The sequence below is a fragment of the Pseudomonas sp. JR33AA genome (assembly GCF_021378985.1).
GTDB lineage: Bacteria > Pseudomonadota > Gammaproteobacteria > Pseudomonadales > Pseudomonadaceae > Aquipseudomonas > Aquipseudomonas alloputida.
Genome location: NZ_JAJSAW010000008.1, coordinates 102162 through 127120 on the forward strand (window position 1 = coordinate 102162; position 24959 = coordinate 127120).

The following is a 24959-nucleotide window of genomic DNA, read 5'->3' on the forward strand; positions in this document are numbered from 1 at the left end:
GGCCTCAGTCGACCAGTTTTGGCAACAGCCGGTCCAGCCGCTGATGCAAGGCACTGCCAGTGGGCCAGTTGCGCAGCAGCCGTGCCCGATCACGGGCATAGGCCGGAGCGAAGCTGAGCTGGGTGGCGTGCTGGCACATGGCATCAAGGTCGATCAACGACCATTGGCCGTTGTGCCAGAACAGGTTATGGCCTTTGAAGTCACCGTGGCTGATGCGCTCGTGAATCAGCTGCTGCATCACGTGCACCAAGGCATCCACCTGCTCCTCGGGCGCATCGCCGCTTTCGACGTAGGGCGCAAAGCAAGCCGTCAGGTCCGGACCGTCGACATACTCGGTGACCAGGTAAGCACGGCTGCGCAGGCCCAGCACCCGCTGTTCCAGCACCGCGAGGGGGCGTGGCGTGGCGATGTCGAGAAATTCCAGGCGATGGCCTTCAATCCAGGAATGCCAGGCTCGGCTCGGGCGCCAGAAGCGCTTGAACCAATGCGCGGTGTTCTTGATGTTGTAGCGCTTGATCACCAACTGGCGACCATTGACCTCGATGCGCGCCACGCTGGCAGCGCCACCGGTCTTGTACAAATGGCCTTTGTCGATCAGCGCATCGGCCTGTTCCAGTACAGGCTGCATGGCCTCGACCTCACTGCGGCGGATCGCCTGTAAGCCCGAAAGGGTGCGCTGGACGCTGAACAGGCTGCACTCGCGGCCAGCCTTGTCCAGATAGTCCTTCTGCCGCCAGCTGCGCACCTTGTCCACCTGTTTCTGCAGCGCTTCCAGCGGCAACGCATGCTCGGCATTGGCCAGCAGGTAATGTACCAGCAGCTCTTCGATGAACGGTTCCAGGCGCTTGGGCAACTGGGCGAAGAACACCCCGAGGTTTTCCAGCACCCGTGGACGCGACAACTGCTGCCCGGGTGTTTCCGCCCTTATGCCCGCACCGTCGATCAGGTACAGCTTGCCGGCATGGCGCAGCAGGTTGTCCAGGTGCAGGTCTTGCTGCCAAAGGCCTTGGGCGTGCATGTGCGCCACAGCCGTGAGCGCTTCGCCCAGTACCAGGTGCTGCTCGTCCGCCAGCACTGGCAGGTTTTCCACTGCGGCCCAGGCATCGGCCAGGCTTTGGGCACCGTCAAGGAACTCGAACAGCAGCCAGCCGCCCTCGCCTTCCTTGAGGCCGTCAGCCAGTAGCGTCGGTGTGGTCAGGCCTTGTTCGGCCAGCCATTTCACACCCTGCAGTTCGCGCTGGAAATGCCGTGCGGCGCTACTACCGACCAGCAACTTCGCCAGCACCGGTGTACCACGCCAGACACCAGCGCCCACATAACGCTGCCCCGGCAGCACGCGCAGCAGGCTGAGCAATTGCAAGTCAGCGCTGCCGGCGGCATCAACCAACGTGATACTCAGGGGCAGCGTCGGGCTGCGCCCGGCATCCTTCAGTTCAGACAAACGCATCAGCGGGCCTCTTTTTCACGACGGCGTTGCGTCAGCCGTTGCAGCCAGGTGTCGACCAGCGCGCCGTCAGCCGGCTGCCCCAGGTAGGTAGCCAGCAACGTACGTACATCCTGCACGCGCCAGGCCTGGGCGCGGCGCAGCAGCGGCTCCAGGTCCTTGAGGCGGTCACGCATGCCGAACAGCAGCGGCCGGGTCTTTTCCAGGTCGATCAGTTGCGCGTCCCAACCCTCGCGGCGTTGACGCAGGAAAATGTGCTTGGGGTAGAAGCAGCCATGCACCTGGCCGGCGCTGTGCAGGGTACGCGCCAGCTGACCGCAAGCCTGCAGGATGCCAGTGCGCTCAGCTTCATCCAACCGCGGCCAACGCGCCAGCAGGCTGTCGAGGTCGGCCCATTCGTCCAGCGCGCGGGTCATCAGGATGGCCCGGTGCTTGCCGCCCTGCTTGCGCTCGCCGTAGAACACCGCCTGCAATGCCGGAATGCGCAGCTTCTGGTAGCGACTGATGTTGCGGAATTCGCGGGCGAAGGTGGGCTCGCCGAACGGCCGGTGCAAGGTACGGGTCAGGTAGTCGCTCTGGCGCTTGAGGTAGTAGCCCTTGCCTTCGAGCTCCAGACGGAAGACGCTGCTCCAGCCACCACGGCCGGTGTTGGGTTCGTCCACAGCATCAAGTTGCAGCGCCCACAGCGCCTCGAAGTTGTCCAGGCCATGGCGCTTGAGCAGCGCGAGGTCCGCGCTGGCCAGGTAATCGGTCATTCCCTTCCCTCGAAAAAGCCCAGTACTCGATGAATGCGCTTCTTGTCACGCACATTCAGCCGGTCGCGGCCGCGGTATTGGAGGTAGAAGCGCAGGCGCTGGGTAGCTGACAGGTGGTATTTGGCCACTTTGTCCAGGCATGCCAGGTCCTTGATCATCCGGTGGCGCCACATGAAACCGCGCCAGAAGTCGCCGGTTGGGCAGTCGATGAAGAACAGCGTGCCTTGGTCATCGACCAGCAGGTTGCGCCACTTCAGGTCGTTATGGGCAAAGCGGTGTTCGTGCATGACCCGGGTATGGCGCGCCAGTTGACGGCTGACATGGTCGACCCAGGCGCGGTCGGCCAAACGCGCATCGTTGTTATCGGCCAGGGCCGACAAGTCTTCGGTGTGCGGCAGTTCACGGGTGATCATAGCGCCACGGCCAAAGGCCAGGCCGTTGCGCTCCAGGCCCCAAGCCACGACTTCGGCGGTGGGGATCCCCCATTTGGCGAACTGCTTGAGGTTTTGCCATTCGGCCTTGATGCGTGGCCGCCCCAAATACCGGCGCATGTGCTTGCCGGCCCCGGTGTAGCGCTTGACGTAGTAGTTGATCCCGTCACGCTCGATGCGTACCACCTCACTGAGCGGGTCGCGGGTCAGCCGTTCGCCCTGGATGGCGAACACCGCGTCGAGGCTGCCGAAGTCCGCCGCCAGGTGTTCGTACCCCGGCGCCAGTGTCCAACTCGCCATCAGAGTGCGTCCCCATAGCGTTGCTTGCGATCGTAGAGTTTCTGGGCCTTGCGCTCCAGCCAGGCGAGCAGCGCGGCTTCGTCCTTCAGCACCTGCCGCAGCGGACGCTGGAAGTAACCGCGCAGGAAGCGCAGCTTGTCGCGTTGGGTCAGGCCGATGTCCAGGGCCGAAAAGTACAGCGCAGCCAGGTCTTTGTCGCGCCAGCGGCGGCTGATTCTGGCACGGGTTTGCGCGCGGTGCAGGTCGATCACCGACAGCTTGAAGTCATCCGCCGTAACCGGTCGGTCGGTGTGCAGCAGGAAATGGCAGATGTAGCAATCGCGGTGGTTGACCCCGGCGCGGTGCATGCCGCCGGTCATTTTCGCCACCTCGGCGATCAGGGCACGCTTCAGGCGCGGCTCGGGCGGCTGCTTGACCCAGTCGATGCTGAAGTCTTCCAGGCTGATGGTCGGCGCCAGCTCTTCAGTGATGATGAACGAGTGCTGCGTGGCCGGGTTGCTGCCGCGCTCGCCGTAGGCGACTGCGGTCATGGTCGGCACACCCACCTCATGCAGGCGCTGGATGGCCAGCCATTCCTGGCCGGCACCGAGCACCGGCAGCTTGGCGGTGAGCAGGTTCTTGAAGATCTCGCCCCAGCCGATGCCGCGGTGGATCTTGACGAAAAAGCCCTCGCCAGCCACTTCGGTGCGCAGCGTGCGGCGCCCTTCCAGCTCGCGATAGACCTCGCCTTGCAGCGCCTCCACGGCGTCGAAGGCATCACGCCCGGCCCACAGGCGTTTGAAGGGTTCGGCCAATATCAGCTTCATGCGGTTTTTTGCCCCAGGATCACGTCGGCAGCATGCTGCGGCATGCTGTACAGATCGGCGCTATCAGCAAATGCCAGGCCATTGCGCGACCAGCTGGCACGCGCCTGCGGGTCTTCGAGCATGCGCTGCAGATAGCCGTTGAGCTGCTCTTGTTCGAACGGCTCGTCCAGCACCAGGCCACTGTCGGCCTCGGCAATGTAGTGGGCATAACCGCACACCTTGGACACCAGCACGGGCAAGCCGGCGACCAACGCTTCGAGCAGCACCGTACCGGTATTTTCGTTGTACGCCGGGTGAATCAGCAGGTCGGCGCCCAGCAGGAAGCGCGGGATGTCGCTACGGCCCTTGAGGAACTGCACCTGGTCGCCCAAACCCAGGGTGGCGCTTTGCAGCTGGAATACCTTGGGGTCGTCCTGGCCGATCACCATCAGCCTGGTGCGTTTGCGCAGGGCTGACGGCAGCGCGGCCAGTGCCTTGAGGCTGCGGTCCACGCCCTTGGTCTTGAAGCCTGAGCCAATCTGCACCAGCAGCAGGTCGTCATCCCCCAGGTTGAATTCCTTGCGGAACTCGGCGCGGATCTCGGCGGCATTGGCCGGCGCACGGCGGTCCTGGGAAATGCCGGGCGGCAGCAGGTGGAAGCGTTCTACCGGGGTGCCGTAATGCTTGATGAACAGCGGCTGCTGCACTTCGGAAATCATCAGCACTTCGGTATGTGCGTCCTTGGCGAACACCGCACGCTCGTACTCGGCAAAGTGCCGGTAGCGGCCCCAGCGGCGGTAGAGGCCACCGCGCAGGGTCTGTGCCTTGTCCTCGAAGCAGCCGTCGGCGGCGTAGTACACGTCCAGCCCCGGCATCTTGTTGAAGCCGATCAGGCGGTCGACCGGGCGCTTGGCCAGATCGGCGGACATCCAGGCGCTGAGCTTCTCGTTGCGGCGGTGGTTGAAGATCGCCTTCACCGGCGCCACCAGCACTTCGAAACCCGGCGGAATGTCACCCTCCCAGATCAGCGTATACACACGGATCTGGTGGCCCCGCTTCTGGCATTCCAGGGCAATGCGCATGAAATCGCGCTGCAGCCCGCCGAAGGGGAAATATTTGTAAAGCACGAAAGCCAGTTGCATCAACGGACATCCTCAGCCAGCAGCAACGCGCTCAAGCGGCTCGCCACATGCTCGGGATTCAGGCGAGTGAAGCACAGCGGCCACTCGCGTTTCAGATCGAACCGGGCCAGGTCATCGGCGCTCGGTTTGTACGTGCACTTCTTCTGCAGGCAGGGAGCGCAAGGCCAGTCACTGGCCTGGTGAATCTGGGTCCGTCCGTAGGCGCCAGTCAGGCCCGGGTTGGTAGGGCCAAACAGCGAAATGGTGGGCACATCGAGTGCCGCCGCCAGGTGGCCAAGGCCGGTATCGACCGCCACGCAGGCCTTTGCCGCCGCCAGAACACGGGCGACGCCGGCAAGGTTCAATTTGGGGAGCACCTGACAGTTGTTCAAGCCTTGGGCTATTCGCTCGGCCCGCGCCTTCTCAGCCGGATTACCCCAAGGCAGGCGCACTTCCAGCTTACGCCGGCCCATGCGCTCGGCCAGTTCGCGCCAGTAGGCTTCGGGCCAGTGCTTGGTCGCCCAGGTGGTGCCATGCAGGAACACCACATAGGGCGCAGCCGGCGGCAGTTGCAGGCGGTCGAGGTCCAGGCCGTAGTTGCCGATGCCTTCCGGCAGGTCATAGGCCAGGGCCATGGCAAACAGTTGGCGTACACGCTCTACCGCGTGCTGGCCGGTAGCGACCGACAGAGGCCGGTCGTAGAAGCGGCTGGCCCAGCCTTCGCGCGCCGAGTAGCGATCCAGGCCAGCTACGGGTGCCTTCACGTAACGGGTCAACCAGGCCGACTTGACCAGGCCCTGGGCGTCGATCACAAGGTCGTACTTGCGCTCGCGCACGCGCTGCTTGAACGCCTTCCACTCGCCACTCTTGATGGTTTGCCAGAGGTTCTTGCGCCAGCGACGGATCGCCACCGGGATGACCTGGTCGACCGCGGGGTGCCAACTGGGGATTTCGGCGAAGCCTTCTTCAACCACCCAATCGAAACGGATGCCGGGAATGGCATGGGCAGCATCGGTAAGCGCCGGCAGGGTGTGGATTACATCCCCCAGCGACGAGGTCTTGATGATCAGTACCCGCACTTAGTCGACCTCGGCCACGGTATCGATCAGGTCCGGTCCGCTGAGGCTGTGCAGGGCGGCAATCACTTTGCCCGGTTCCAGCAGACGCAGGCAATTGTAATGGCCGAAGCGACAGGTGCGGTCAAAGCACGGGCTGCACTCTATACCGGTGCGCACCACTTCCACCTGTTCGGCCAGCGGCGGGGTGAAGCCGGGTGAAGTCGAGCCGTATACGGCTACCAATGGACGGTTCAACGCAGCGGCCACGTGCATCAGGCCGGAGTCGTTGGACACCACGGCATGGGCGCAGGACATGAGGTCGATAGCCTCGGCCAGCGAGGTCTCACCGGCCAGGTTGGACGACTCTTCACGGAACCCCGGAATCAGCCGTTCGCGGATCTGCTCACCGACCGGGTGATCGTTCTTCGAGCCGAACAGCCACACTTGCCAGCCTTGGCGAATCATCGCATCGGCCACAGCAGCATAGTGCTCTGCCGGCCAGCGCTTGGCTTCGCCAAACTCGGCGCCAGGGCACAGCGCCAGTACCGGACGGTCCCGTTCCAGGCCGAACTTGACCAGGGCGGCGTCACGGCTTTGCGCTTCGATCTGCAGGTTGGGGCGCGGGTAGGGCTGCGGCAGCTCGGTGCCGGGCGCGTAGGCCAGGGCCATGAAGCGCTCGATCATCAGCGGGTAGCGGGCCTTGTCCAGCTTGCGCACATCGTTCAGCAGGCCGAAACGCATTTCACCGCGCCAGCCGGTGCGTTTGGGAATGCCGGCAAAAAAGGGCACCAGCGCCGACTTGAGCGAGTTGGGCAGCAGAATGGCCTGGTCGTACTGGCCGGCCAGGGACTTGCCGATGCGCCGCCGCGTGGCCAGCTCCAGCGCGCCGTGGCCGAGCGGGAAGCTCAAGGCCTGACGCACTTCAGGCATGCGTTCGAGGATCGGCCGGCTCCATTCAGGGGCCAGCACGTCGATCACGCAGTCGGGGTGCTGCTGTTTCAGGCACTGGAACAAGGTCTGCGCCATCACCATGTCGCCGACCCAGCTGGGGCCAATGATCAGTATTCTCATGCTTAGTCCAGAAACGCTCGGGGAGGCTACAGGCTGCGGTACAGCCTGGCCTCCCCTCTTTATATTCAGGCTATGTGGCCGACAGTGTAACACCGGTGGTGAGGCATGAGCCTTTGGGGCTGCTTTGCAGCCCATCGCGACACAAAGCGGCTCCCACACAAGGTACTGCATACGCCGGCCAATTGTGGGAGCGGCCTTGTGTCGCGAAAGGGCCGCACAGCGGCCCCAGAAAACTCAAGTCAGCCCCAGTTCACCCCAGATCCGCCGCACTTCACGGCGTTCATCGGCAAACTGCGCCGCATCGATCACCCCGGCCTGCTTTTGCAGGGCCTGGCGGTGGGAGGCCGAGCGGAACGCCTTGTACACTTCACGCAACAGCACCGCGTCACTGGCCGGCATCAAGTTCGCCTGCTCCAGCTCTTCCAGAATGCGGATGTTATCGGTCCATCGAAGTATGGCCGGATGCTCATGGGACCAGGCCAAAGCGGCGTATTGCACCATAAATTCGATATCGACGATACCGCCGGCATCCTGCTTGATATCGAAGGGTACGCCGGCGTCGAAGGCGTTCGCCGCAGTACCGGCAGCCGTAGCCTTGGTACCGAGGTTGTCACGCATCTTGGCACGCATTTCACTCACCTCGCCGCGCAGTTTTTCCAGGTCGCGGGCCTGGCCCAGTACCTTGGCGCGCACACCTTCGAATGCCGCACCCACCTGCTTGCAACCCACCAGCACACGGGCCCGTACCAGCGCCTGGTGTTCCCATGTCCAGGCTTCATTCTGCTGGTAGCGCTCGAAGGCGCCCAGCGAGCTGACCAGCAGGCCCGACGCGCCGGACGGGCGCAGGCGCATATCCACGTCGTACAGTTGGCCCGAGTTGGTCTGGGTGGTCAGCAGGTGGATGATGCGCTGCCCCAGACGCGTGAAGAACTGCGCGCTGTCGATAGGCTTGGCACCGTCGGTTTCCGCCTGTGGATCGCCGTCATGGATGAAGACCAGGTCCAGGTCCGAACCGTGGCCCAGCTCCAGGCCGCCCATCTTGCCGTAACCGATGATGATGAAACCCGGGTCGCACAGGCTGCCGTCGCTGCGCTTGGGTTGGCCGTGACGGGCCACGGTCTGGCGCCAGGCCAAGGCCAGCACCTGGTCGAGGATGGCTTCAGCCAGCCAGGTCAGGTAGTCGCTGACTTTCATCAACGGCAGGTTGCCGCTGATTTCCGAGGCGGCCACGCGCAGGCTGTGGGCCAGCTTGAAATGGCGCAGCGCCTCCATCTGCTGTTCCAGGTCGTCCTCGGGGATGCGCGTCAGGCGCTCGCGCAGCTCGCTGGCCAGTTCTGGCGCCAAGGGAGGGCTGAACAAGCGGCCCTCATTGAGCAGTTCGTCGAGCAGCAACGGGTAAAGGGCAATCTGCTCGGCAATCCACGGGCTGGCGGCGCACAGCGTCAGCAAGCGGCGCAAGGCACCGGGGTTTTCGGTCAGCAGTACCAGGTAGGCAGAACGCCTTGCCACAGCCTCGACCAATGGCAACACCCGCTCAAGCACCAGGTCGGGGTCGTCATGCTCCACCGCCTGGGCAAGCAGCCGTGGGATGAATGCGTCAAGTCGCTCACGGCCGATGCGCTGCATCGAGCGCAACTGCGGGCTGGAACGCAGCCCAGCCAGGCGCCTCAAGGCTTCGGCGGGTTGCTTGAAGCCAGCCTCCTGCAATTGCCGGCCGGCGGCTTCTTCATCCTGCGCCTGCTCCCACAACGGCGACCACTCACCACCTACCACCAGTTCGCCTTCACCGTCTTCATCATCCGGATCGGCAATGACCTGGCGGAAATGCCAGTCGATACGGCCACGCCAGTACATCAACTGGTCGTGGAAGCTCTGCCAGTCGGCAAAACCGAGCACGTAGGCCACGCGTGCCTGATCGGTCTCACCTTCCGGCAACATTTGCGTCTGGCGGTCGGCAATGGCCTGGATGGCGTGCTCGGTGTACCGCAGGAACTCATAGCCTTCGCGCAACTCGGCCACCACTGCTGGCGGCAGGTAGCCTTGGCCTTCCAGGGTGGCCAGCACCTTGAGCAACGGCCGCTGCTGCAGGCTGAGGTCACGGCCGCCGTGGATCAGCTGGAAGGCCTGGGCGATGAACTCCACTTCGCGAATACCACCGGCACCCAGCTTGATGTTCTCGGCCATGCCCTTGCGCCGCACTTCCTGCTGGATCAGCTGCTTCATGGTGCGCAGCGCTTCGATTGCGGAAAAGTCCAGGTAGCGGCGGTACACGAACGGGCGCAGCATCTCCTGCAACTGCGCGCCGGCCGCCTGGTCGCCGGCCACCACCCGCGCCTTGATCATCGCGTAACGTTCCCAGTCGCGGCCCTGGTCCTGGTAGTACTGCTCCAGTGCATTGAAGCTGAGCACCAGGGCACCCGCCGAACCATAGGGACGCAGGCGCATGTCAACGCGAAATACAAAGCCGTCGACGGTGACCGGGTCCAGCGCCTTGATCAGCCTTTGGCCCAGGCGCGTGAAGAACTCCTGGTTATCCAGCGAGCGCTTCACCCCTTCGGTTTCACCGCCCTCCGGGAAACCGAAGATCAGGTCGATGTCCGACGACAGGTTAAGCTCCACCGCACCCAGCTTGCCCATGCCCAGCACCACCATGTGCTGCGGCTGGCCGCTGCGGTTGCCGATGGGCGTGCCGAATTGCTGGCAATGGCGCGGGTACAGCCATTGGTAGGCTTCGTCGATGGCCGCATCGGCAAGGTCCGACAGGTCACGGCAGGTTTCGCCAAGCTCCGCCTGACGGGTAATGTCGCGCCAGATAATGCGCAGTTGCTGGCGGTTGCGCGCGCGGCGCAGATTGCGCGCCAGCTCGTCCTCGCTCTGTGCCGCCTGGGCGGTTGCGGCGATCTGCCCGCGCAGCTCACCCGGGGCGTACCGCCGCTCCAGCTCGCCACTGGCCAGCAGGGCGAACAGCATGGCGGGCTCGCGCTGGGCCAGGCTGAGCACGAACTCGCTGGCAGCAGCCACCTGGTCGAACTGCTGCCGGTGCAGCGGGCTCCAGGCCTGCAGGTCGAGTTCGGGGTGGCCGGCCACGGCATCGCTGATGAACTGCTGGTTGCGAGTGACCAGTGGCTGCAAGGTGGCAGGCAGATCGGAGGGCAAAGGTAGGCGCATGGTCTATCCTTGATCGGCGTGAAATAGAGGGGAAAAAGCGGCCAAGGGGAAGCCGGACCACGGTTGGACTGTCGTACAAAAGTTGGAAATAGCTGAAAAAAACGAAAACTTGGCAATAAACATCAAGAACCACCCGTTCGCGACACAATGCCAACCAACATGAACGTTTTTCCTCACAAGCCAAGGTGCGACCAAACGTCGCACAAATGTAGTTTTACTACTACTCGTGTCGTGTAAAAGCATGAAATGCGAAAGCAAATGTAGTAAAACTACAACGCGCCGGAAGACACCCCGGTAATCCAAGAATTCACGACGTCTGCCCATAAGGCCAGTCGCAATCTCAGGCAATCGATTCTGGTTGCCTTTCCGCCCTGGAGCAAGCCATGCAAGACCTCGATCCAATCGAAACCCAGGAATGGCTGGATGCCCTGGAGTCGGTCCTCGACAAAGAAGGCGAAGACCGCGCTCATTACCTGATGACCCGTATGGGCGAGCTGGCCACCCGTAGTGGCTCTCAGCTGCCGTATGCCATCACCACGCCATACCGCAATACCATCCCTGTCACCCACGAAGCACGCATGCCTGGCGACCTGTTCATGGAACGCCGCATTCGCTCGATGGTGCGTTGGAACGCGCTGGCCATGGTCATGCGTACCAACCTGAAAGACTCGGACCTGGGCGGACACATCTCTAGCTTCGCCTCCAGTGCCACCCTGTACGACATCGGCTTCAACTACTTCTTCCAGGCCCCTACCGAAGAACACGGCGGCGACCTGATCTTCTTCCAGGGCCACGCTTCGCCTGGCGTCTACGCCCGTGCCTTCATGGAAGGCCGCATCAGCGAAGACCAGATGAACAACTTCCGTCAGGAAGTGGACGGCAACGGCCTGTCCTCGTACCCGCACCCATGGTTGATGCCTGACTTCTGGCAGTTCCCGACCGTTTCGATGGGTCTGGGCCCGATCCAGGCGATCTACCAGGCACGCTTCATGAAGTACCTGGAAGCCCGCGGCTTCATCCCGGCCGGCAAGCAGAAGGTCTGGTGCTTCATGGGCGACGGTGAGTGCGACGAGCCGGAATCCCTGGGTGCAATCGCCCTGGCCGGCCGCGAGAAGCTGGACAACCTGATCTTCGTCATCAACTGCAACCTGCAGCGCCTCGACGGCCCGGTTCGCGGCAACGGCAAGATCATCCAGGAACTCGAAGGCGTGTTCCGTGGCGGTGGCTGGAACGTCAACAAGGTCGTCTGGGGCCGTTTCTGGGACCCACTGCTGGCCAAGGACACCAACGGTGCCCTGCAGCGCCGCATGGACGAAGTCATCGACGGCGAATACCAGAACTACAAAGCCAAAGACGGCGCGTACGTTCGCGAGCACTTCTTCAACACCCCGGAACTCAAGGCCATGGTCGAAGACCTGTCCGACGAAGAGATCTGGAAGCTCAACCGTGGCGGTCATGACCCGTACAAGGTCTATGCGGCGTATCACCAGGCTGTGAACCACAAAGAGCAGCCGACCGTCATCCTGGCCAAGACCATCAAGGGTTACGGCACCGGTGCTGGCGAAGCCAAGAACACCGCGCACAACACCAAGAAGGTCGACGTCGACAGCCTGCGTCACTTCCGTGACCGCTTCGACATCCCGGTCAAGGATGCCGACCTGGAGAACCTGCCGTTCTTCAAGCCGGAAGAAGGCTCTGCCGAAGCCAAGTACCTGGCCGAGCGCCGCGCAGCCCTGGGTGGCTTCGTACCGCAGCGCCGTGCCAAGAGCTTCAGCGTGCCGACCCCGCCACTGGAAACGCTGAAAGCGATCCTGGACGGCTCGGGTGACCGCGAAATCTCCACTACCATGGCCTTCGTGCGTATTCTGGCGCAGCTGGTCAAGGACAAGGACATTGGCCAGCGCATCGTTCCGATCATCCCGGACGAAGCCCGTACCTTCGGTATGGAAGGCATGTTCCGTCAGTTGGGCATCTACTCGTCGGTCGGCCAGCTCTACGAGCCAGTCGATAAAGACCAGGTGATGTTCTACCGCGAAGACAAGAAGGGCCAGATCCTCGAGGAAGGCATCAACGAAGCCGGCGCCATGTCGTCGTTCATCGCTGCCGGTACCTCGTACAGCTGCCACAACCAGCCGATGCTGCCGTTCTACATCTTCTACTCGATGTTCGGTTTCCAGCGCATTGGCGACCTGGCCTGGGCCGCTGGCGACAGCCGCACCCGTGGCTTCCTGATCGGCGGTACCGCCGGCCGTACCACCCTCAACGGTGAAGGCCTGCAGCACGAAGACGGTCACAGCCACATGATGGCGGGCACCATCCCGAACTGCCGCACCTACGATCCGACCTACGGCTACGAGCTGGCGGTGATCATCCAGGACGGCATGAAGAAGATGACGGAAGAGCAACAGGACATCTTCTACTACATCACCGTGATGAACGAATCCTACCAGCAGCCAGCCATGCCGGCCGGTGTCGAGGAAGGCATCATCAAGGGCATGTACCTGCTGGAAGAGGACACCCGCGAAGCCGCGCACCACGTACAGCTGATGGGCTCCGGCACCATCCTGCGCGAAGTCCGCGAAGCCGCGAAGATCCTGCGTGAAGAGTTCAACGTCGGTGCCGACGTGTGGAGCGTCACCAGCTTCAACGAACTGCGCCGCGACGGCCTGGCCGTGGAACGCGCCAACCGCCTGAAGCCTGGCCAGAAGCCACAGCAGACCTACGTCGAGCAGTGCCTGAACGGTCGCAAAGGCCCGGTCATCGCCTCTACCGACTACATGAAGCTGTTCGCCGAACAGATTCGCCAGTGGGTACCGAGCAAAGAGTTCAAAGTCCTGGGTACCGACGGTTACGGTCGCAGCGACAGCCGCAAGAAGCTGCGTCACTTCTTCGAAGTCGACCGCCACTTCGTGGTGCTGGCTGCCCTGGAAGCCCTGGCTGACCGTGGCGAGATCGAACCCAAGGTTGTTGCAGACGCTATCGTCAAGTTCGGTATCGACCCGGACAAGCGCAACCCCCTGGACTGCTGAGGAGTATTTTTAAGTGAGCGAACTCATTCGCGTACCTGACATCGGCAGCGGTGAAGGTGAAATCATCGAGCTGTTCGTCAAGGTCGGTGATCGTATCGAGGCTGACCAGAGCCTGCTGACCCTGGAGTCCGACAAGGCCTCGATGGAAATTCCGGCGCCCAAGGCCGGCGTCATCAAGGAACTGAAGGTCAAGCTGGGCGACCGCCTGAAAGAAGGCGACGAGCTGCTGGTCCTGGAAGCTGAGGGCGCCGCTGCTGCGGCCCCTGAGGCACCGGCCGCTGCCGCAGCTCCGGCTGCAGCGCCAGCGCCAGCCGCTGAAGCCGCGCCTGCTGCTCCGGCCGCAGCCCCGGCTGCTGCCAGCGTGCAGGACATCCACGTGCCGGACATCGGTTCGTCGGGCAAGGCCAAGATCATCGAAGTGCTGGTCAAAGTCGGCGACACCGTCGAAGCCGACCAGTCGCTGATTACCCTGGAGTCCGACAAGGCCTCCATGGAAATCCCGTCGCCGGCTGCCGGCGTGGTCGAAGAAGTGCTGTGCAAGCTGGAAGACGAAGTCGGCACTGGCGACCTGATCTTCAAGCTGAAAGTGGCGGGTGCAGCCCCGGCTGCCGCGCCGGCACCTGCTCCTGCACCTGCTCATGCACCTGCCAAGGCTGAGGCTGCTCCGGCTGCCGCACCTGCCGCTGCTGCCCCGGCTGCTGCCCCTGCACCGGCTGCGACCGCACCGGCCGCTGGCAGCAATGCCAAGGTTCACGCAGGCCCCGCTGTTCGTCAGCTGGCCCGTGAATTCGGTGTCGAGCTGGGTGCAGTTGCTGCCACCGGCCCGCACGGTCGCATCCTCAAAGAAGACGTGCAGGTCTACGTCAAGGCCATGATGCAGAAGGCCAAGGAAGCACCGGCAGCCGCCGGAGCGACCGGTGGTGCTGGCATCCCGCCAATCCCTGCCGTGGACTTCAGCAAGTTCGGTGAAGTGGAAGAAGTGGCCCTGACCCGCCTGATGCAGGTCGGTGCTGCCAACCTGCACCGCAGCTGGCTCAACGTGCCGCACGTGACCCAGTTCGACTCCGCCGACATCACCGAGCTGGAAGCCTTCCGCGTTGCGCAGAAGGCCGTGGCCGAGAAGGCTGGGGTGAAGCTGACCGTGCTGCCACTGCTGCTCAAGGCCTGCGCCTTCCTGCTCAAGGAACTGCCGGACTTCAACAGCTCGCTGGCACCAAGCGGCAAGGCCATCATCCGCAAGAAGTACGTGCACATCGGCTTCGCCGTGGACACCCCGGACGGCCTGCTGGTCCCTGTGATCAAGAACGTCGACCAGAAGAGCCTGCTGCAACTGGCTGCCGAAGCCGCTGCACTGGCCGAGAAGGCGCGCACCAAGAAGCTGTCGGCCGACGAGATGCAAGGCGCTTGCTTCACCATCTCCAGCCTCGGCCACATTGGCGGCACCGGCTTCACGCCGATCGTCAATGCGCCGGAAGTGGCTATCCTGGGCGTCTCCAAGGCGACCATGCAGCCAGTCTGGGATGGCAAGGCCTTCCAGCCAAAGCTGATGCTGCCGCTGTCGCTGTCCTACGATCACCGTGTGATCAACGGCGCTGCCGCCGCGCGCTTCACCAAGCGCCTGGGCGACGTGCTGGGTGATATCCGCACCATGCTGCTGTAAGTCAGCACACTGCCCCTCCTTGCGAGGGGCAGTACCCTTTTCGAGCTGCCACGCTCGTACCTCAACCCCGTCGATTGGCGGGGCTTTTTTTTGCCTGGAAAAAGCTGGGAGGGCTTCGCCCTCCTTTCGCGACACAAGGCCGCTCCCACAGGCAATCGCAGTCCATTGTGGGAGCGGCCTTGTGTCGCGATGGGCCGCAAAGCGGCCCCAAAATCTCCAGCCAAACTGCAGAACCGGCCACCTCAGCCGATAACCTGTCCACAGCATCACACATGGCCGCTTGCCAGCCCTCAGGACATGATGCAACCTTGCCAAACCAGCCGCAGCCACAAGGCAGCGTTCCCTCTTCAAGCGAGTCTTCGATGAAAAGCCAACCCGATGCCGCCAGCCGTGTGGCGGCCGAGGTCGTGACACAGTTACCCGTGCCCTCGCGGCTCGGCATGCTGCGTTTCGAAAGGCTCAACGAAGCCACCTGGGCCATGCTCTACCTAGACCCGGCCTGTGAGCGCCAGTTCGGCCTGAAAACCGGCGAGCTGTGTGCCCTGATTGACGCGCCCTACGCCAGCCTGATGGAACCCGAAGCACGCTACCGGCTGCACGACGAAATCCAGTCGCAACTGGCCCAGCGCGGCTACTATCGCGTGCGTTACACCCTGCACACGCCAAGCACTTCGCTGCGCCTGCTGGAAGCGGGTGAAGCCTACAAGCAGCACAACCGCCAGCTGCTGCGCGGCTACCTGAGCGTGCTTGACGACCAGCAGGAAGAGGCCGGCGAACCCGGCGCCAGCGACCTGGAGTCACGCAACAACCGCCTGCAACTGGCCCTGCAGCTGAACCAGCGCACGCAGCAGGAACAGCTGGAGCACCTGGAGCGGGTGCGCGGCCAGCAGGACCTTATCCTGCGCCTTGCCCGCCATCGCTACAGCGCGGGCAACTCGCTGCTCGAAGCGGCCCAGCTGATCACCCAGAGCGCCTGCGAAATCTACAAGGTCGACAGCGCCAGCATCTGGCACCTGGAAGACCAACGCCTGGAACCGATCATCGCCTGGTACCGCGACGCCCAGGAGCATCGCCAGCCCGAAGCCATCGATGCCAGCCGCTTCCCCGACTACCTGGATGCACTGCACGCAAGCCGCGCCATCGACGCTCACAACGCCGGCCACGACCCACGCACGCGCGCCCTGGCGCAAAGCATGCGCCCGGAAAACAAGGCCATGCTCGACGCCAGCATCCGTGTTGATGGCCAGGTGATCGGCGTGTTGTGCCTGGAGCAAACCGGCCAGCCACGGGCCTGGCAGTCGGACGAAATTGCCTTTGCCGGCGAGCTGGCCGACCAGTTCGCCCAAGTGATTACAAGCCACAAACGACGGGCCGCGGCCAGCGCCCTGCACCTGTTCCAGCGGGCGGTCGAGCAAAGCGCCAGCGCCTTTCTGCTGGTGAACCGCGACGGCCGGGTGGAGTACGTCAACCCCAGCTTCACCGCCATCACCCAGTACAGTACCGACGAAGTGCAGGGCCGCCAGCTGGGTGAGCTCCCGGCACTGGAGAACCTCAGCGAACTGCTGTTCGACTCGCCGTCGAGCCTGGCCATGGGCAACAGTTGGCAGGGCGAGTTCAAGAGCCGGCGCAAAAACCTGGAGCCGTACTGGGGCCAGTTGTCGATTTCCAAGGTGTATGGTGACAACCGTGAGCTGACCCACTACATCGGCATCTACGAAGACGTCACCCAGACCAAGCTGGCCCAGCAACGCATCGAACGCCTGGCTTACACCGACAACCTCACCAACCTGGGCAACCGCCCGGCGTTCATCCGCAGCCTGGACGAGCGCTTCGCCCGCGATGGCGAAAGCTCGATGTGCCTGCTGCTGGTGGACATCGACAACTTCAAACGCATCAACGACAGCCTTGGCCACCAGACCGGCGACAAACTGCTGATCAGCCTGGCCAGGCGTTTGCGCAACAGCCTGCACAGCGGTGGCATCCTGGCGCGCTTTGCCAGTAACGAGTTCGCCGTGCTGCTCGACGACACCAGCATTGAAGATGGCCAAGGCGTTGCCCAGCAGTTGCTGTGCACCCTCGACAAGCCGATGTTCGTCGACAACCAGCTGATCAACGTCACCGCCTCGGTAGGCCTGGCCTGTGCACCGTTGCACGGCGTCGACCCGGCCAGCCTGATGAAGAATGCCGGCCTTGCATTGCACAAGGCCAAGGCCAACGGTAAACACCAGGTACAGGTGTTTACCGAAGTGCTCAATGCCGAAGCCAGCTACAAGCTGTTCGTCGAGAATAACCTGCGCCGTGCCCTGACCCAGAATGAGCTGGAAGTGTTCTATCAGCCCAAGCTGTGCCTGCGCAGCGGTCGCCTGCTGGGCCTGGAGGCGCTGCTGCGCTGGAACCACCCCGAACGCGGCATGATCCGCCCGGACCAGTTCATCAGCGTGGCCGAGGAAACCGGCCTGATCATCCCTATCGGCAAATGGGTGGTGCGCCAGGCGTGCTGCATGAGCCAGCAACTGCGCAAGGCCGGCATGGGCAACCTGCATGTAGCCATCAACCTGTCCCCCAAACAGTTTTCCGACCCGGATCTGGTGGCGTCGATCAGCACCATCCTCAAGGAAGAAGCCCTGCCCCCGCACCTGCTGGAGCTGGAGTTGACCGAAGGCCTGCTGCTGGAAGCCAGCGAAGACACCCACCGCCAGCTTGACGAGCTGAAGGCCCTGGGCCTGACCTTGGCCATGGACGACTTCGGCACCGGTTATTCGTCGCTGAGCTACCTGAAGAAGTTTCCGATCGACACCCTCAAGATCGATCGCAGCTTCATCAACGAAATCCCCGACAACCAGGACGACATGGAAATCACCTCGGCGGTGGTGGCCATGGCCCACAACCTGAAGCTGAAGGTGGTGGCCGAAGGGATCGAGACGCCGGCGCAGCTGGCGTTCCTGCGCCGCCACCGCTGCGACGTGGGCCAGGGTTACCTGTTTGATCGGCCTATTCCGGGGCGCGAACTGGCTGAGCGACTGAAGCGCTACCCGCGTGGCCCGGTGGCCTGACAGCGGCTTAAACCTCGGGCACTATAGAAGCCATTCGGGCCCTTTCGCGGGCACGCCCGCTCCCACAGGAACACCACAACCTTTGAAACCTGTGCTGTACCTGTGGGAGCGGGCATGCCCGCGAATGCCCAATCCCCTACCCACTGAATAAAGACAGAGGAACGGTCATGGTCCTGCGTTCGGAAATCCTGGTGAACAAAAACGTCATGCCAACCGCGGAACAGGCTCTGCCTGGCCGCGAAACGCCAATGAGCCTGCCCGAGTTCCACTACGTCTTCAAAGACACCCCCCTGCTCGGTCCATTCTTCGAAGGCGCCATCGACTTCGCCATCTTCGGCCTGGGTTGCTTCTGGGGCGCAGAGCGCCGCTTCTGGCAGCGTGAAGGGGTGGTCAGCACCGTGGTCGGCTATGCCGGCGGCTTCACCCCGCACCCCACCTACGAAGAAGTTTGCTCAGGCCTGACCGGCCACACCGAAGTGGTGCTGGTGGTGTTCGACAAGGACAAGGTCAGCTACCGCGAACTGCTGGCAATGTTCTGGGAGCTGCACAACCCGACCCAAGGCATGCGCCAAGGCAACGACATCGGCACCCAGTACCGCTCGGCCATCTACTGCACCAGCCCGCAACAGCTGGAACAAGCCAAGGCCAGCCGCGACGCCTTCCAGGCCGAGTTGACCAAGGCCGGCTTCGGCCAGATCACCACCGAGATCGACCAGGCGCCGACCGTGTACTTCGCCGAGGCCTACCACCAGCAGTACCTGGCCAAGAACCCGGACGGCTACTGCGGCATCGGCGGTACCGGCGTGTGCCTGCCACCCAGCCTGCAAGGTAACTGAAGCATGAGCACGATGACCCTGTTCCACTCGCCGTTGTCGCCTTTCGTGCGCAAGGTCATGGTGGTGTTGCACGAAACCGGCCAGCTTGAGCGGGTGCAACTGCAGCCGGTGAACATCAGCCCAGTGAGTGGCGACCCGCAGCTCAACCTGGATAACCCGATCGGCAAGATCCCGGCCCTGCGCCTGGAAGACGGCACCGTGCTGCATGACAGCCGGGTGATCTGCGAGTACCTCGACCTGCAGCACGTTGGCCTGCCGCTGCTGCCGCGAGAAGGCTCGGCGCGCTGGCGGCGCATGACCTTGGTATCACAGGCCGACGCGATCATGGATGCGGCGGTGTCGAGCCGGTATGAGAGCTTCCTGCGGCCAGAAGACAAGCGCTGGGATGGCTGGCTGCAGGCGCAGGGTGACAAGATCCGCCGTAGCCTGGCCAATCTGGAGCAGGAGCACTTGCCGGAGCTGATCTCCGGCTTCGACCTGGCGGCGATTGGCGTGGCCTGTGCGCTGGGCTATCTGGACTTGCGCCAGCCCGGGTTTGGCTGGCGTGAGCGCCAGCCAGGGTTGGCGGCGTGGTATGCCGAGGTGGTCAAGCGGCCGTCGATGGTCGCCACAGCGCCGGCTGCCTGACAGACGCCGCAATCTCTTGTAGGAGCGGCCTCGCCGGGGCGCTCCTACAAGTGCCCGACCAAACTTCAGGTCAGCAGCTCGGCTTGCCCGCGGTGAACTTCTTGGCCGGGTTGACCGCCGCCTTGAACTCGCGCAGTGCCTTGGACCCCACCAGCAGCGGGTAATTGAAGCTGCTGCGGTCCACCAGGTTCACCTCGACGGTGCGCTTCACATCACCCAGGCACAGCTCCAGATCGACCACCGGGCGCTTGGAGATTTCCGGCGCATCGCCTTCGTCTTCCTCGTCGGCACGGCCCTTGATCTTGCTGATGCGCGAGACCTTGTGCTCGTACACCTTGCCGTCCGAGTCCTTGGTCGCCAGGCGGAAGCGCACCCACTCGTCGCCATCGCGGGTGAACAGCTCGATATCCTTGGCCGACAACGACGCGGTGAAGGCACCGGTGTCCATCTTGGCTTTCAGGGTTTCGCCCAGTTCAGGCAAGGCAATATTCTCGTAACGGCCGTAGATAGTGGGTTCGGCGGCCATCACCGGCAGCGCCAACAGCGACAACATGGCTAATAGAGATTTCACAAGCAGGCTTCCTTGAAAGGGTCAGTGCTTAGACTGCACTGGGCAGGTAGGTTCGCTGTCACAAGCCTAATCAACATAATGTGAAACATTTGTTGCCACCGCAGGGCATTGGACATTTGGCGTAAGCCACTGCCCTGCATATCATTGCCTACCATTTATCTCCTACAACAAGAGTCTCTTTATGCGCCGCCTGCTGACCGGCATTCTCACTACCACGCTGCTGCTGCTCAACACCTTGGTGTTGATCTGCCCGCTGCTGGTCTTCGCCCTGCTCAAACTGGTGCTGCCGGGCCGTGGGCGTGACTACGCCTCGTGGGCAGTGATGTGGGTGGCCGAAACCTGGTCGGAAATCGACAAGGCCATCTTTGCCCTGTGCATTCCAACGAAGTGGGATATCCGCGGCGTCGAGAACCTGCACAGGGGCACCTCGTACCTGGCGGTGAGCAACCATCAGACCTGGGTCGATATCCCGGCGCTGATCGAAAGCCTCAATCGCCGCACACCGTTCTTCAAGTTCTTCCTCAAGAAAGAGCTGATCTGGGTGCCGCTGCTGGGTCTGGCCTGGTGGGGGCTGGATTACCCGTTCATGAAGCGCTACAGCAAGGCGTTTCTGGAAAAGCACCCCGAGCTCAAGGGCAAGGACCTGGAAATCACCAAGGCCGCCTGCGAGCTGTTCAAGCGCCAGCCGGTGACCGTGGTCAACTACCTGGAAGGCACGCGCTTTACCGAGGCAAAGCGCCAGGAGCAACAGTCGCCATATCGCTACCTGCTCAAGCCCAAGGCGGGTGGGGTGGCGTTTGTGCTGGCGGCGTTGGGTGAGCAGTTGGATGCGCTGCTGGACGTGACCATCGTGTATCCCGGCAACCAGGCACCGGGGTTTTGGGACTTGCTCACTGGCGGCATCAGCCGGGTGATTATCGACATTCAGGTGCGGGAGCTGGACCCGGCGTTGTGGGCGGGGGATTACGAGAATGATCCTGAGTTTCGCCAGACGGTGCAGGCCTGGGTCAACCAGTTGTGGGTAGCGAAGGACCAGCGGATCGAGCAGCTGCGGGCTGAGATGGGCTGAGATCTTTGCCGCCTGAACGGGCCTCTTCGCGGGTGAACCCGCTCCTACAACTGGGCACCGCAGCATTCAGGCATGCCTTGTGGGAGCGGGTTCATCCGCGAAGAGGCCCGTCCAGGCAGCGCAAGAATCCTCACCCGACCGTCAGACCGAGGGCTGAGCCAAAGGCGCTGGTGTGGTCCACAAACTCCCCAGATTCTGCAACAACGCCCCGGCAATCCCCTGCTGCCCCAGATACTGCAGCAGCAACGGCGCAAACTGCCCGATCATCCCGGTATCCATACCTAGTGCCTTGAACGCATTGTCCAGGTCGCTACGGTTTTCCACGTTGTTGCCCAGTGCGTTGCTCAACGCCGACTGGCTCTCGCTGTTCTTGCCCAGCAAATCACCCAGGCCACTCAAGCCGCCCAGCGCATTGGCCCCGGCCAGCAGGTCCAGCCCCGGCACCGCCTTGGTCAGTTGCCCATAGTCATCGCTGCTCAGGTTATTGCGCGCCAACCCCAGCATCGCCCCCGCCCCGCCCACGGCCTGTTCAGGAGTGATCTTCAATTCGCTGCCCAGGGTATTAAGCAAATTGGCCTGCGCCTCAGGGGCCTGCACCTGGCCTTGCTGCTTTTGGTTTTGCATGGCAGACACCGCGCTGGCGGCGTCGCTGAGGTTGAAGGCAAACACCGGGCTTGCGGCCAGGGTCATCAGGGTTGCCAGGGTGAATGCTTTCATTGGGAGGGACCTCGTGGGCCGGGATGGCCGGGGAATGAGGCTTTTGACTCAAGACCTAAAGATTTGTTCCGGGCAGTCTCACCTGATAAATCTGCCAGTTGTAATCAAATGCGCAGGCGCGCAGATTGGAACTTCTCTAACCGTTTCACCGCTTCTCGAGGCTCAAAGAGATGATGACCAATACGGACAAAATAAAACCAAGCGCAACTTTACTGGCCGACAATCGAGGAACGACGGCGGCAAGCCGCGTCATGCGTTTGTATCAAAATGACCACTTGGCAACTGAGATTTCAGACAAAGACACTCGCCACATACTTTGGTCACAAGACATCGCGATAGCTCAACTGGAGCAGGCAATGGCCGCCAACATGCTCCAGGTGGACCAAGCCAACTGCGTGCTTGGCATGGCGTCTGACTCGATAGCGTATTCGCCCTTTGGCCATTTTGAGAGGAGCAATTCAACAGCCTTACTCGCGTTCAACGGGCAACGGTTTGATCTGATTATAAAAGGGTACGCACTGGGCAATGGGTACCGGATATATTATCCAAACTTGGCGCGTTTCGGCAGTCCGGATACACTAAGCCCTTTCAGCAGAGGTGGGCTGAATGCTTACAGCTACTGTGAAGGTGATCCCATAAACAGGGCCGATCCATCGGGCCACTTCTCACTGTTAAAACCCCGCACGTGGTTTAGGAGCTCAAATAAAAAGGTTAAGCAACGGACTAAGGCTTTAGATGATATGCGCCCGACCCTTGAAGAAACAACAAAAGTGCTAAGTAATAACCACAAAAAGTACCGCCGCACCTATGACCTAGAAGATTTACACAACGTGAAAGCTGCACGGAAAAATCTCTTCGAGATCGTACCAATAGCAGTAAGAAAACATGAAGGCATTAAAAAATACCGCCCTGATTACCAAAACGAAACAGTAGAAGCTGCCGTTGCCACTTTGATTTCTACCAAAATAGAAACACCCAAATACAAGGCAACTAAAGACACGAAGAGCTGGTTCGATCATCACACACCTAAAGACGACCAATACGACGATGCTAACTATATAAGAAAAACATGAGTCTCAAGCTATTTCTGGCTCTGCAGGGCAGACACGGCGTTGGCAGCATTGCTGAGGTTGAAGGCGAACACCGGGCTTGCGGCCAGGGTCATCAGGGTTGCCAGGGTGAATGCTTTCATTGGGAGGAACCTCGTCGGCCGGGATGGCCGGGAAACGGAACGTTTGACTGAGGATTCGAACGTTTGTTCCAAGGCGGATTGGGCGGGCCGTTGCGCAACCAAAGGTGATCACCTGTTATTTCTACCAGTTGTGCGTGGTCTGGGCTTGAACAAGAATGTCGGCTTACTGTCTTTTCGTGAGGCCAGGCCCAGTGTCAGTAATTCTGCTTGCTTATGGTCCTTATGGCCAACATGGCAGCCCAGCAGGCCAAGCACCGGTGTCGGGCTTCAACGGTGAACGGTACGACCCGCTCACCCGCTCGTATGCGCTGGGCCAGGGTTATCGCAACTACAGCCCGACCTTGATGCGCTTTCGGGGGCCGGATGACCTCAGTCCGTTTGCAGAAGGAGGGCTGAACGCCTACGCCTATTGTGCAAACGATCCCATCAACCTTTTAGATACTACAGGGCATGCTCCCACCCCTGCGCAATTGCAGGCGAGGATGAAGCAGATGGGACTGAACGTACCCTTGGATAGCTCTCGAAAACACCACCGTGCAGACGCACTCAAAAGACAGAACCTGCACCACACCCGCTCGGACCCAAAACATGTCAAGCGGAAAAAGACGGTCGCTTTCAGCGAAGTGACAAAGACAATTTACTACCGCGAAGAGCGGTTACGCTTCAAGCGCGAGCTCTACCAAGAGCGTAAGTCACTAATAAGCTACATGGAGAGGGAATTTAGGATTTTTGAACTATACCAGCGAGAATTTCGCGTGCTGCTGGAGCCCTCTACCGAAGCCATGTTCAAAAAGCTCAAAAATCCCCGTGGACAACTTGCGCTGATTACCTTTACCCAAAGCCAGTTAGGGGACTCACGTAGGCGCCTCAAACAGCTTAACAGAACGCTCAAAAGCATCCGCTTATAAGAACCGGTGTACGGTGATTAAAATGTCGGTGCGCAATATAATGATACCGACGGTGTAGTTGCAGGCGCCGGAGTTATTCTTTTCCACATCGGCGCGGCGCTGGTGGCGTCGCTGAGGCTGAAGGCGAACACCGGGGTTGCGGCCAGGGCCAGGGTGGATGCTTTCATCGGTAGGGATATCGTGGGCAGGGATGGCCGAGGAAACGAGGCATTCGACTCGGCGTTCGGGGGGGGGGGCCGGGCCAGTCGTCCGAGGTGTTGTACTGCCTTGAAGAGTTCCTCAAAACTGTCATTTCTACCAGTAGTCTCACCTGCGAAATGCAGCGAGACTTGAGCGATCATCGAATCACCGCTAAAAGAGGTAAATTCAATGGAACGCGAAGAAGGTCATACTTATTCCGCCTATGGATATTCTGCAACGCTCCCATCAGCGCGGACATCAGTTGGATTCAACGGCGAATACGCAGAGCCTCTGACAGGTTTTTACATCTTGGGATCTGGTTACAGAGCTTACAGTCCACGCTTGATGCGCTTTCTTTCCCAAGACAGCTTGAGCCCGTTTGGCGCAGGCGGGATAAATGCATATGCATATTGTACCAGTGACCCAATAAACAACTCGGACCCAAGCGGCCATTCGAATTTATTCATACGATTCTACAAAGGTGTTTTGAACAGAACCGGATTGAGACAAAGACCCATGCAGCCTGCTCGAAGCAACGTCTCCCAGTCGTCAAATACCCGCTCCATCAATGACGTCGCTTCATCCTCACCACAAATATCCACCTTGAGTAACAGAAATAGCATAGTATCTCACGCACCATCGCGTTCCACCTCTTCTGGACGCCGAGGGTCCGTCAGTTCAACAAGTTCGCAAGACTCCATAAGTTCAACAACAAGCCATGATTATGCTCTTCCTCCTTCCTATGACGAAGCCGTCGGTAATGTGCCCCCTTCGTATAAATCAGCAGCTGCAGAAATTTACGCTAATGACATGACCCCCTACTTGAGGCCGTCCAGATATGAAGACCGCCACCGTTATCTGCAAGATAATCTTAGGCGTGCCTTTGACGCCGGCGATCAGCTTGCAGGAATACGAAGAACTAATCCTTCAAGCTTGAATGACACGATTGATTTATTAGCTACTCGCATAGGTATTCAACCTTAG

At 61.4% G+C, this 24959-nt stretch carries 19 protein-coding genes and 1 pseudogene; 9 read left to right on the forward strand and 11 right to left on the reverse strand.

Annotation, left to right across the window (positions count from 1 at the left end):
* Positions 1-4: 4 nt before the first annotated feature.
* From LVS58_RS15010 to glnE, 8 genes are all read right to left on the reverse strand, one after another.
* Positions 5-1447, reverse strand: coding sequence for a lipopolysaccharide kinase InaA family protein (locus LVS58_RS15010; protein WP_233691733.1), 1443 nt, complete (start codon positions 1445-1447; stop codon positions 5-7).
* Entirely contained in the window at positions 1447-2199 is a 753-nt protein-coding gene (locus LVS58_RS15015) for a lipopolysaccharide kinase InaA family protein (RefSeq protein ID WP_233691734.1), read from the reverse strand. The genes LVS58_RS15010 and LVS58_RS15015 overlap by 1 nt, the downstream gene beginning before the upstream one ends.
* Positions 2196-2930 carry a lipopolysaccharide kinase InaA family protein gene (locus LVS58_RS15020; protein WP_233691735.1) on the reverse strand — a complete coding sequence of 245 codons (735 nt, stop codon included), beginning with the start codon at positions 2928-2930 and terminating at the stop codon, positions 2196-2198. The genes LVS58_RS15015 and LVS58_RS15020 overlap by 4 nt, the downstream gene beginning before the upstream one ends.
* Entirely contained in the window at positions 2930-3736 is an 807-nt protein-coding gene (gene rfaP / locus LVS58_RS15025; protein WP_233691736.1) for a lipopolysaccharide core heptose(I) kinase RfaP, read from the reverse strand. Before rfaP ends, LVS58_RS15020 begins: the two co-directional genes overlap by 1 nt.
* Complete coding sequence (locus LVS58_RS15030; RefSeq protein WP_233691737.1) at positions 3733-4857, reverse strand: glycosyltransferase family 4 protein; 1125 nt, start codon at positions 4855-4857, stop codon at positions 3733-3735. The genes rfaP and LVS58_RS15030 overlap by 4 nt, the downstream gene beginning before the upstream one ends.
* Positions 4857-5915 carry a lipopolysaccharide heptosyltransferase I gene (waaC, locus tag LVS58_RS15035; RefSeq protein WP_233691738.1) on the reverse strand — a complete coding sequence of 353 codons (1059 nt, stop codon included), beginning with the start codon at positions 5913-5915 and terminating at the stop codon, positions 4857-4859. Before waaC ends, LVS58_RS15030 begins: the two co-directional genes overlap by 1 nt.
* A complete protein-coding gene (waaF, locus tag LVS58_RS15040) occupies positions 5916-6965 on the reverse strand; it encodes a lipopolysaccharide heptosyltransferase II (RefSeq protein ID WP_233691739.1) in 1050 nt (349 codons plus the stop codon).
* Between the two features lie 234 nt (positions 6966-7199).
* Entirely contained in the window at positions 7200-10133 is a 2934-nt protein-coding gene (gene glnE / locus LVS58_RS15045) for a bifunctional [glutamate--ammonia ligase]-adenylyl-L-tyrosine phosphorylase/[glutamate--ammonia-ligase] adenylyltransferase (RefSeq protein ID WP_233691740.1), read from the reverse strand.
* A 383-nt stretch (positions 10134-10516) separates the two neighbouring features.
* Here glnE and aceE point away from each other — a divergent pair, with 383 nt between their 5' ends.
* The 5 genes from aceE (at position 10517) to LVS58_RS15070 (ending at position 19338) form a co-directional block, all read left to right on the forward strand.
* Positions 10517-13162 (forward strand): pyruvate dehydrogenase (acetyl-transferring), homodimeric type, encoded by a 2646-nt coding sequence (aceE, locus tag LVS58_RS15050; protein ID WP_010951693.1) that lies wholly within the window; start codon positions 10517-10519, stop codon positions 13160-13162.
* A gap of 13 nt (positions 13163-13175) precedes the next feature.
* Positions 13176-14822 carry a dihydrolipoyllysine-residue acetyltransferase gene (aceF, locus tag LVS58_RS15055; RefSeq protein ID WP_233691741.1) on the forward strand — a complete coding sequence of 549 codons (1647 nt, stop codon included), beginning with the start codon at positions 13176-13178 and terminating at the stop codon, positions 14820-14822.
* Positions 14823-15184: 362 nt separating this feature from the next.
* Positions 15185-17875, forward strand: coding sequence for a putative bifunctional diguanylate cyclase/phosphodiesterase (locus LVS58_RS15060; RefSeq protein ID WP_233691742.1), 2691 nt, complete (start codon positions 15185-15187; stop codon positions 17873-17875).
* 167 nt (positions 17876-18042) lie between these two features.
* On the forward strand, positions 18043-18711 hold the full coding sequence (msrA, locus tag LVS58_RS15065; RefSeq protein ID WP_233691743.1) for a peptide-methionine (S)-S-oxide reductase MsrA: 669 nt from the start codon (positions 18043-18045) through the stop codon (positions 18709-18711).
* A 3-nt stretch (positions 18712-18714) separates the two neighbouring features.
* Positions 18715-19338 carry a glutathione S-transferase gene (locus LVS58_RS15070; RefSeq protein ID WP_233691744.1) on the forward strand — a complete coding sequence of 208 codons (624 nt, stop codon included), beginning with the start codon at positions 18715-18717 and terminating at the stop codon, positions 19336-19338.
* Positions 19339-19408: 70 nt separating this feature from the next.
* On the opposite strand, the gene rloA2 is transcribed toward LVS58_RS15070, so the two are convergent.
* Complete coding sequence (rloA2, locus tag LVS58_RS15075; RefSeq protein ID WP_233691745.1) at positions 19409-19909, reverse strand: retropepsin-like aspartic peptidase RloA2; 501 nt, start codon at positions 19907-19909, stop codon at positions 19409-19411.
* A gap of 181 nt (positions 19910-20090) precedes the next feature.
* On the opposite strand from rloA2, the gene LVS58_RS15080 reads away from it, so the two are divergent.
* Positions 20091-20978: an acyltransferase gene (locus tag LVS58_RS15080; protein ID WP_233691746.1), complete on the forward strand. Its 888-nt coding sequence runs from the start codon at positions 20091-20093 to the stop codon at positions 20976-20978.
* A gap of 141 nt (positions 20979-21119) precedes the next feature.
* On the opposite strand, the gene LVS58_RS15085 is transcribed toward LVS58_RS15080, so the two are convergent.
* On the reverse strand, positions 21120-21695 hold the full coding sequence (locus tag LVS58_RS15085; protein WP_233691747.1) for a DUF2780 domain-containing protein: 576 nt from the start codon (positions 21693-21695) through the stop codon (positions 21120-21122).
* A gap of 170 nt (positions 21696-21865) precedes the next feature.
* Between LVS58_RS15085 and LVS58_RS15090 the strand changes: the two genes are divergently transcribed.
* Entirely contained in the window at positions 21866-22768 is a 903-nt protein-coding gene (locus LVS58_RS15090) for an RHS repeat-associated core domain-containing protein (protein ID WP_233691748.1), read from the forward strand.
* Between the two features lie 11 nt (positions 22769-22779).
* Here the strand turns inward: LVS58_RS15090 and LVS58_RS15095 are convergent.
* A pseudogene (locus tag LVS58_RS15095) lies at positions 22780-22887 on the reverse strand (DUF2780 domain-containing protein); the annotation flags it as partial.
* Between the two features lie 191 nt (positions 22888-23078).
* Here LVS58_RS15095 and LVS58_RS15100 point away from each other — a divergent pair.
* Both LVS58_RS15100 and LVS58_RS25310 read left to right on the forward strand, forming a co-directional pair.
* Entirely contained in the window at positions 23079-23795 is a 717-nt protein-coding gene (locus LVS58_RS15100) for an RHS repeat-associated core domain-containing protein (RefSeq protein ID WP_233691749.1), read from the forward strand.
* A gap of 369 nt (positions 23796-24164) precedes the next feature.
* Positions 24165-24959: an RHS repeat-associated core domain-containing protein gene (locus tag LVS58_RS25310; RefSeq protein WP_442796466.1), complete on the forward strand. Its 795-nt coding sequence runs from the start codon at positions 24165-24167 to the stop codon at positions 24957-24959.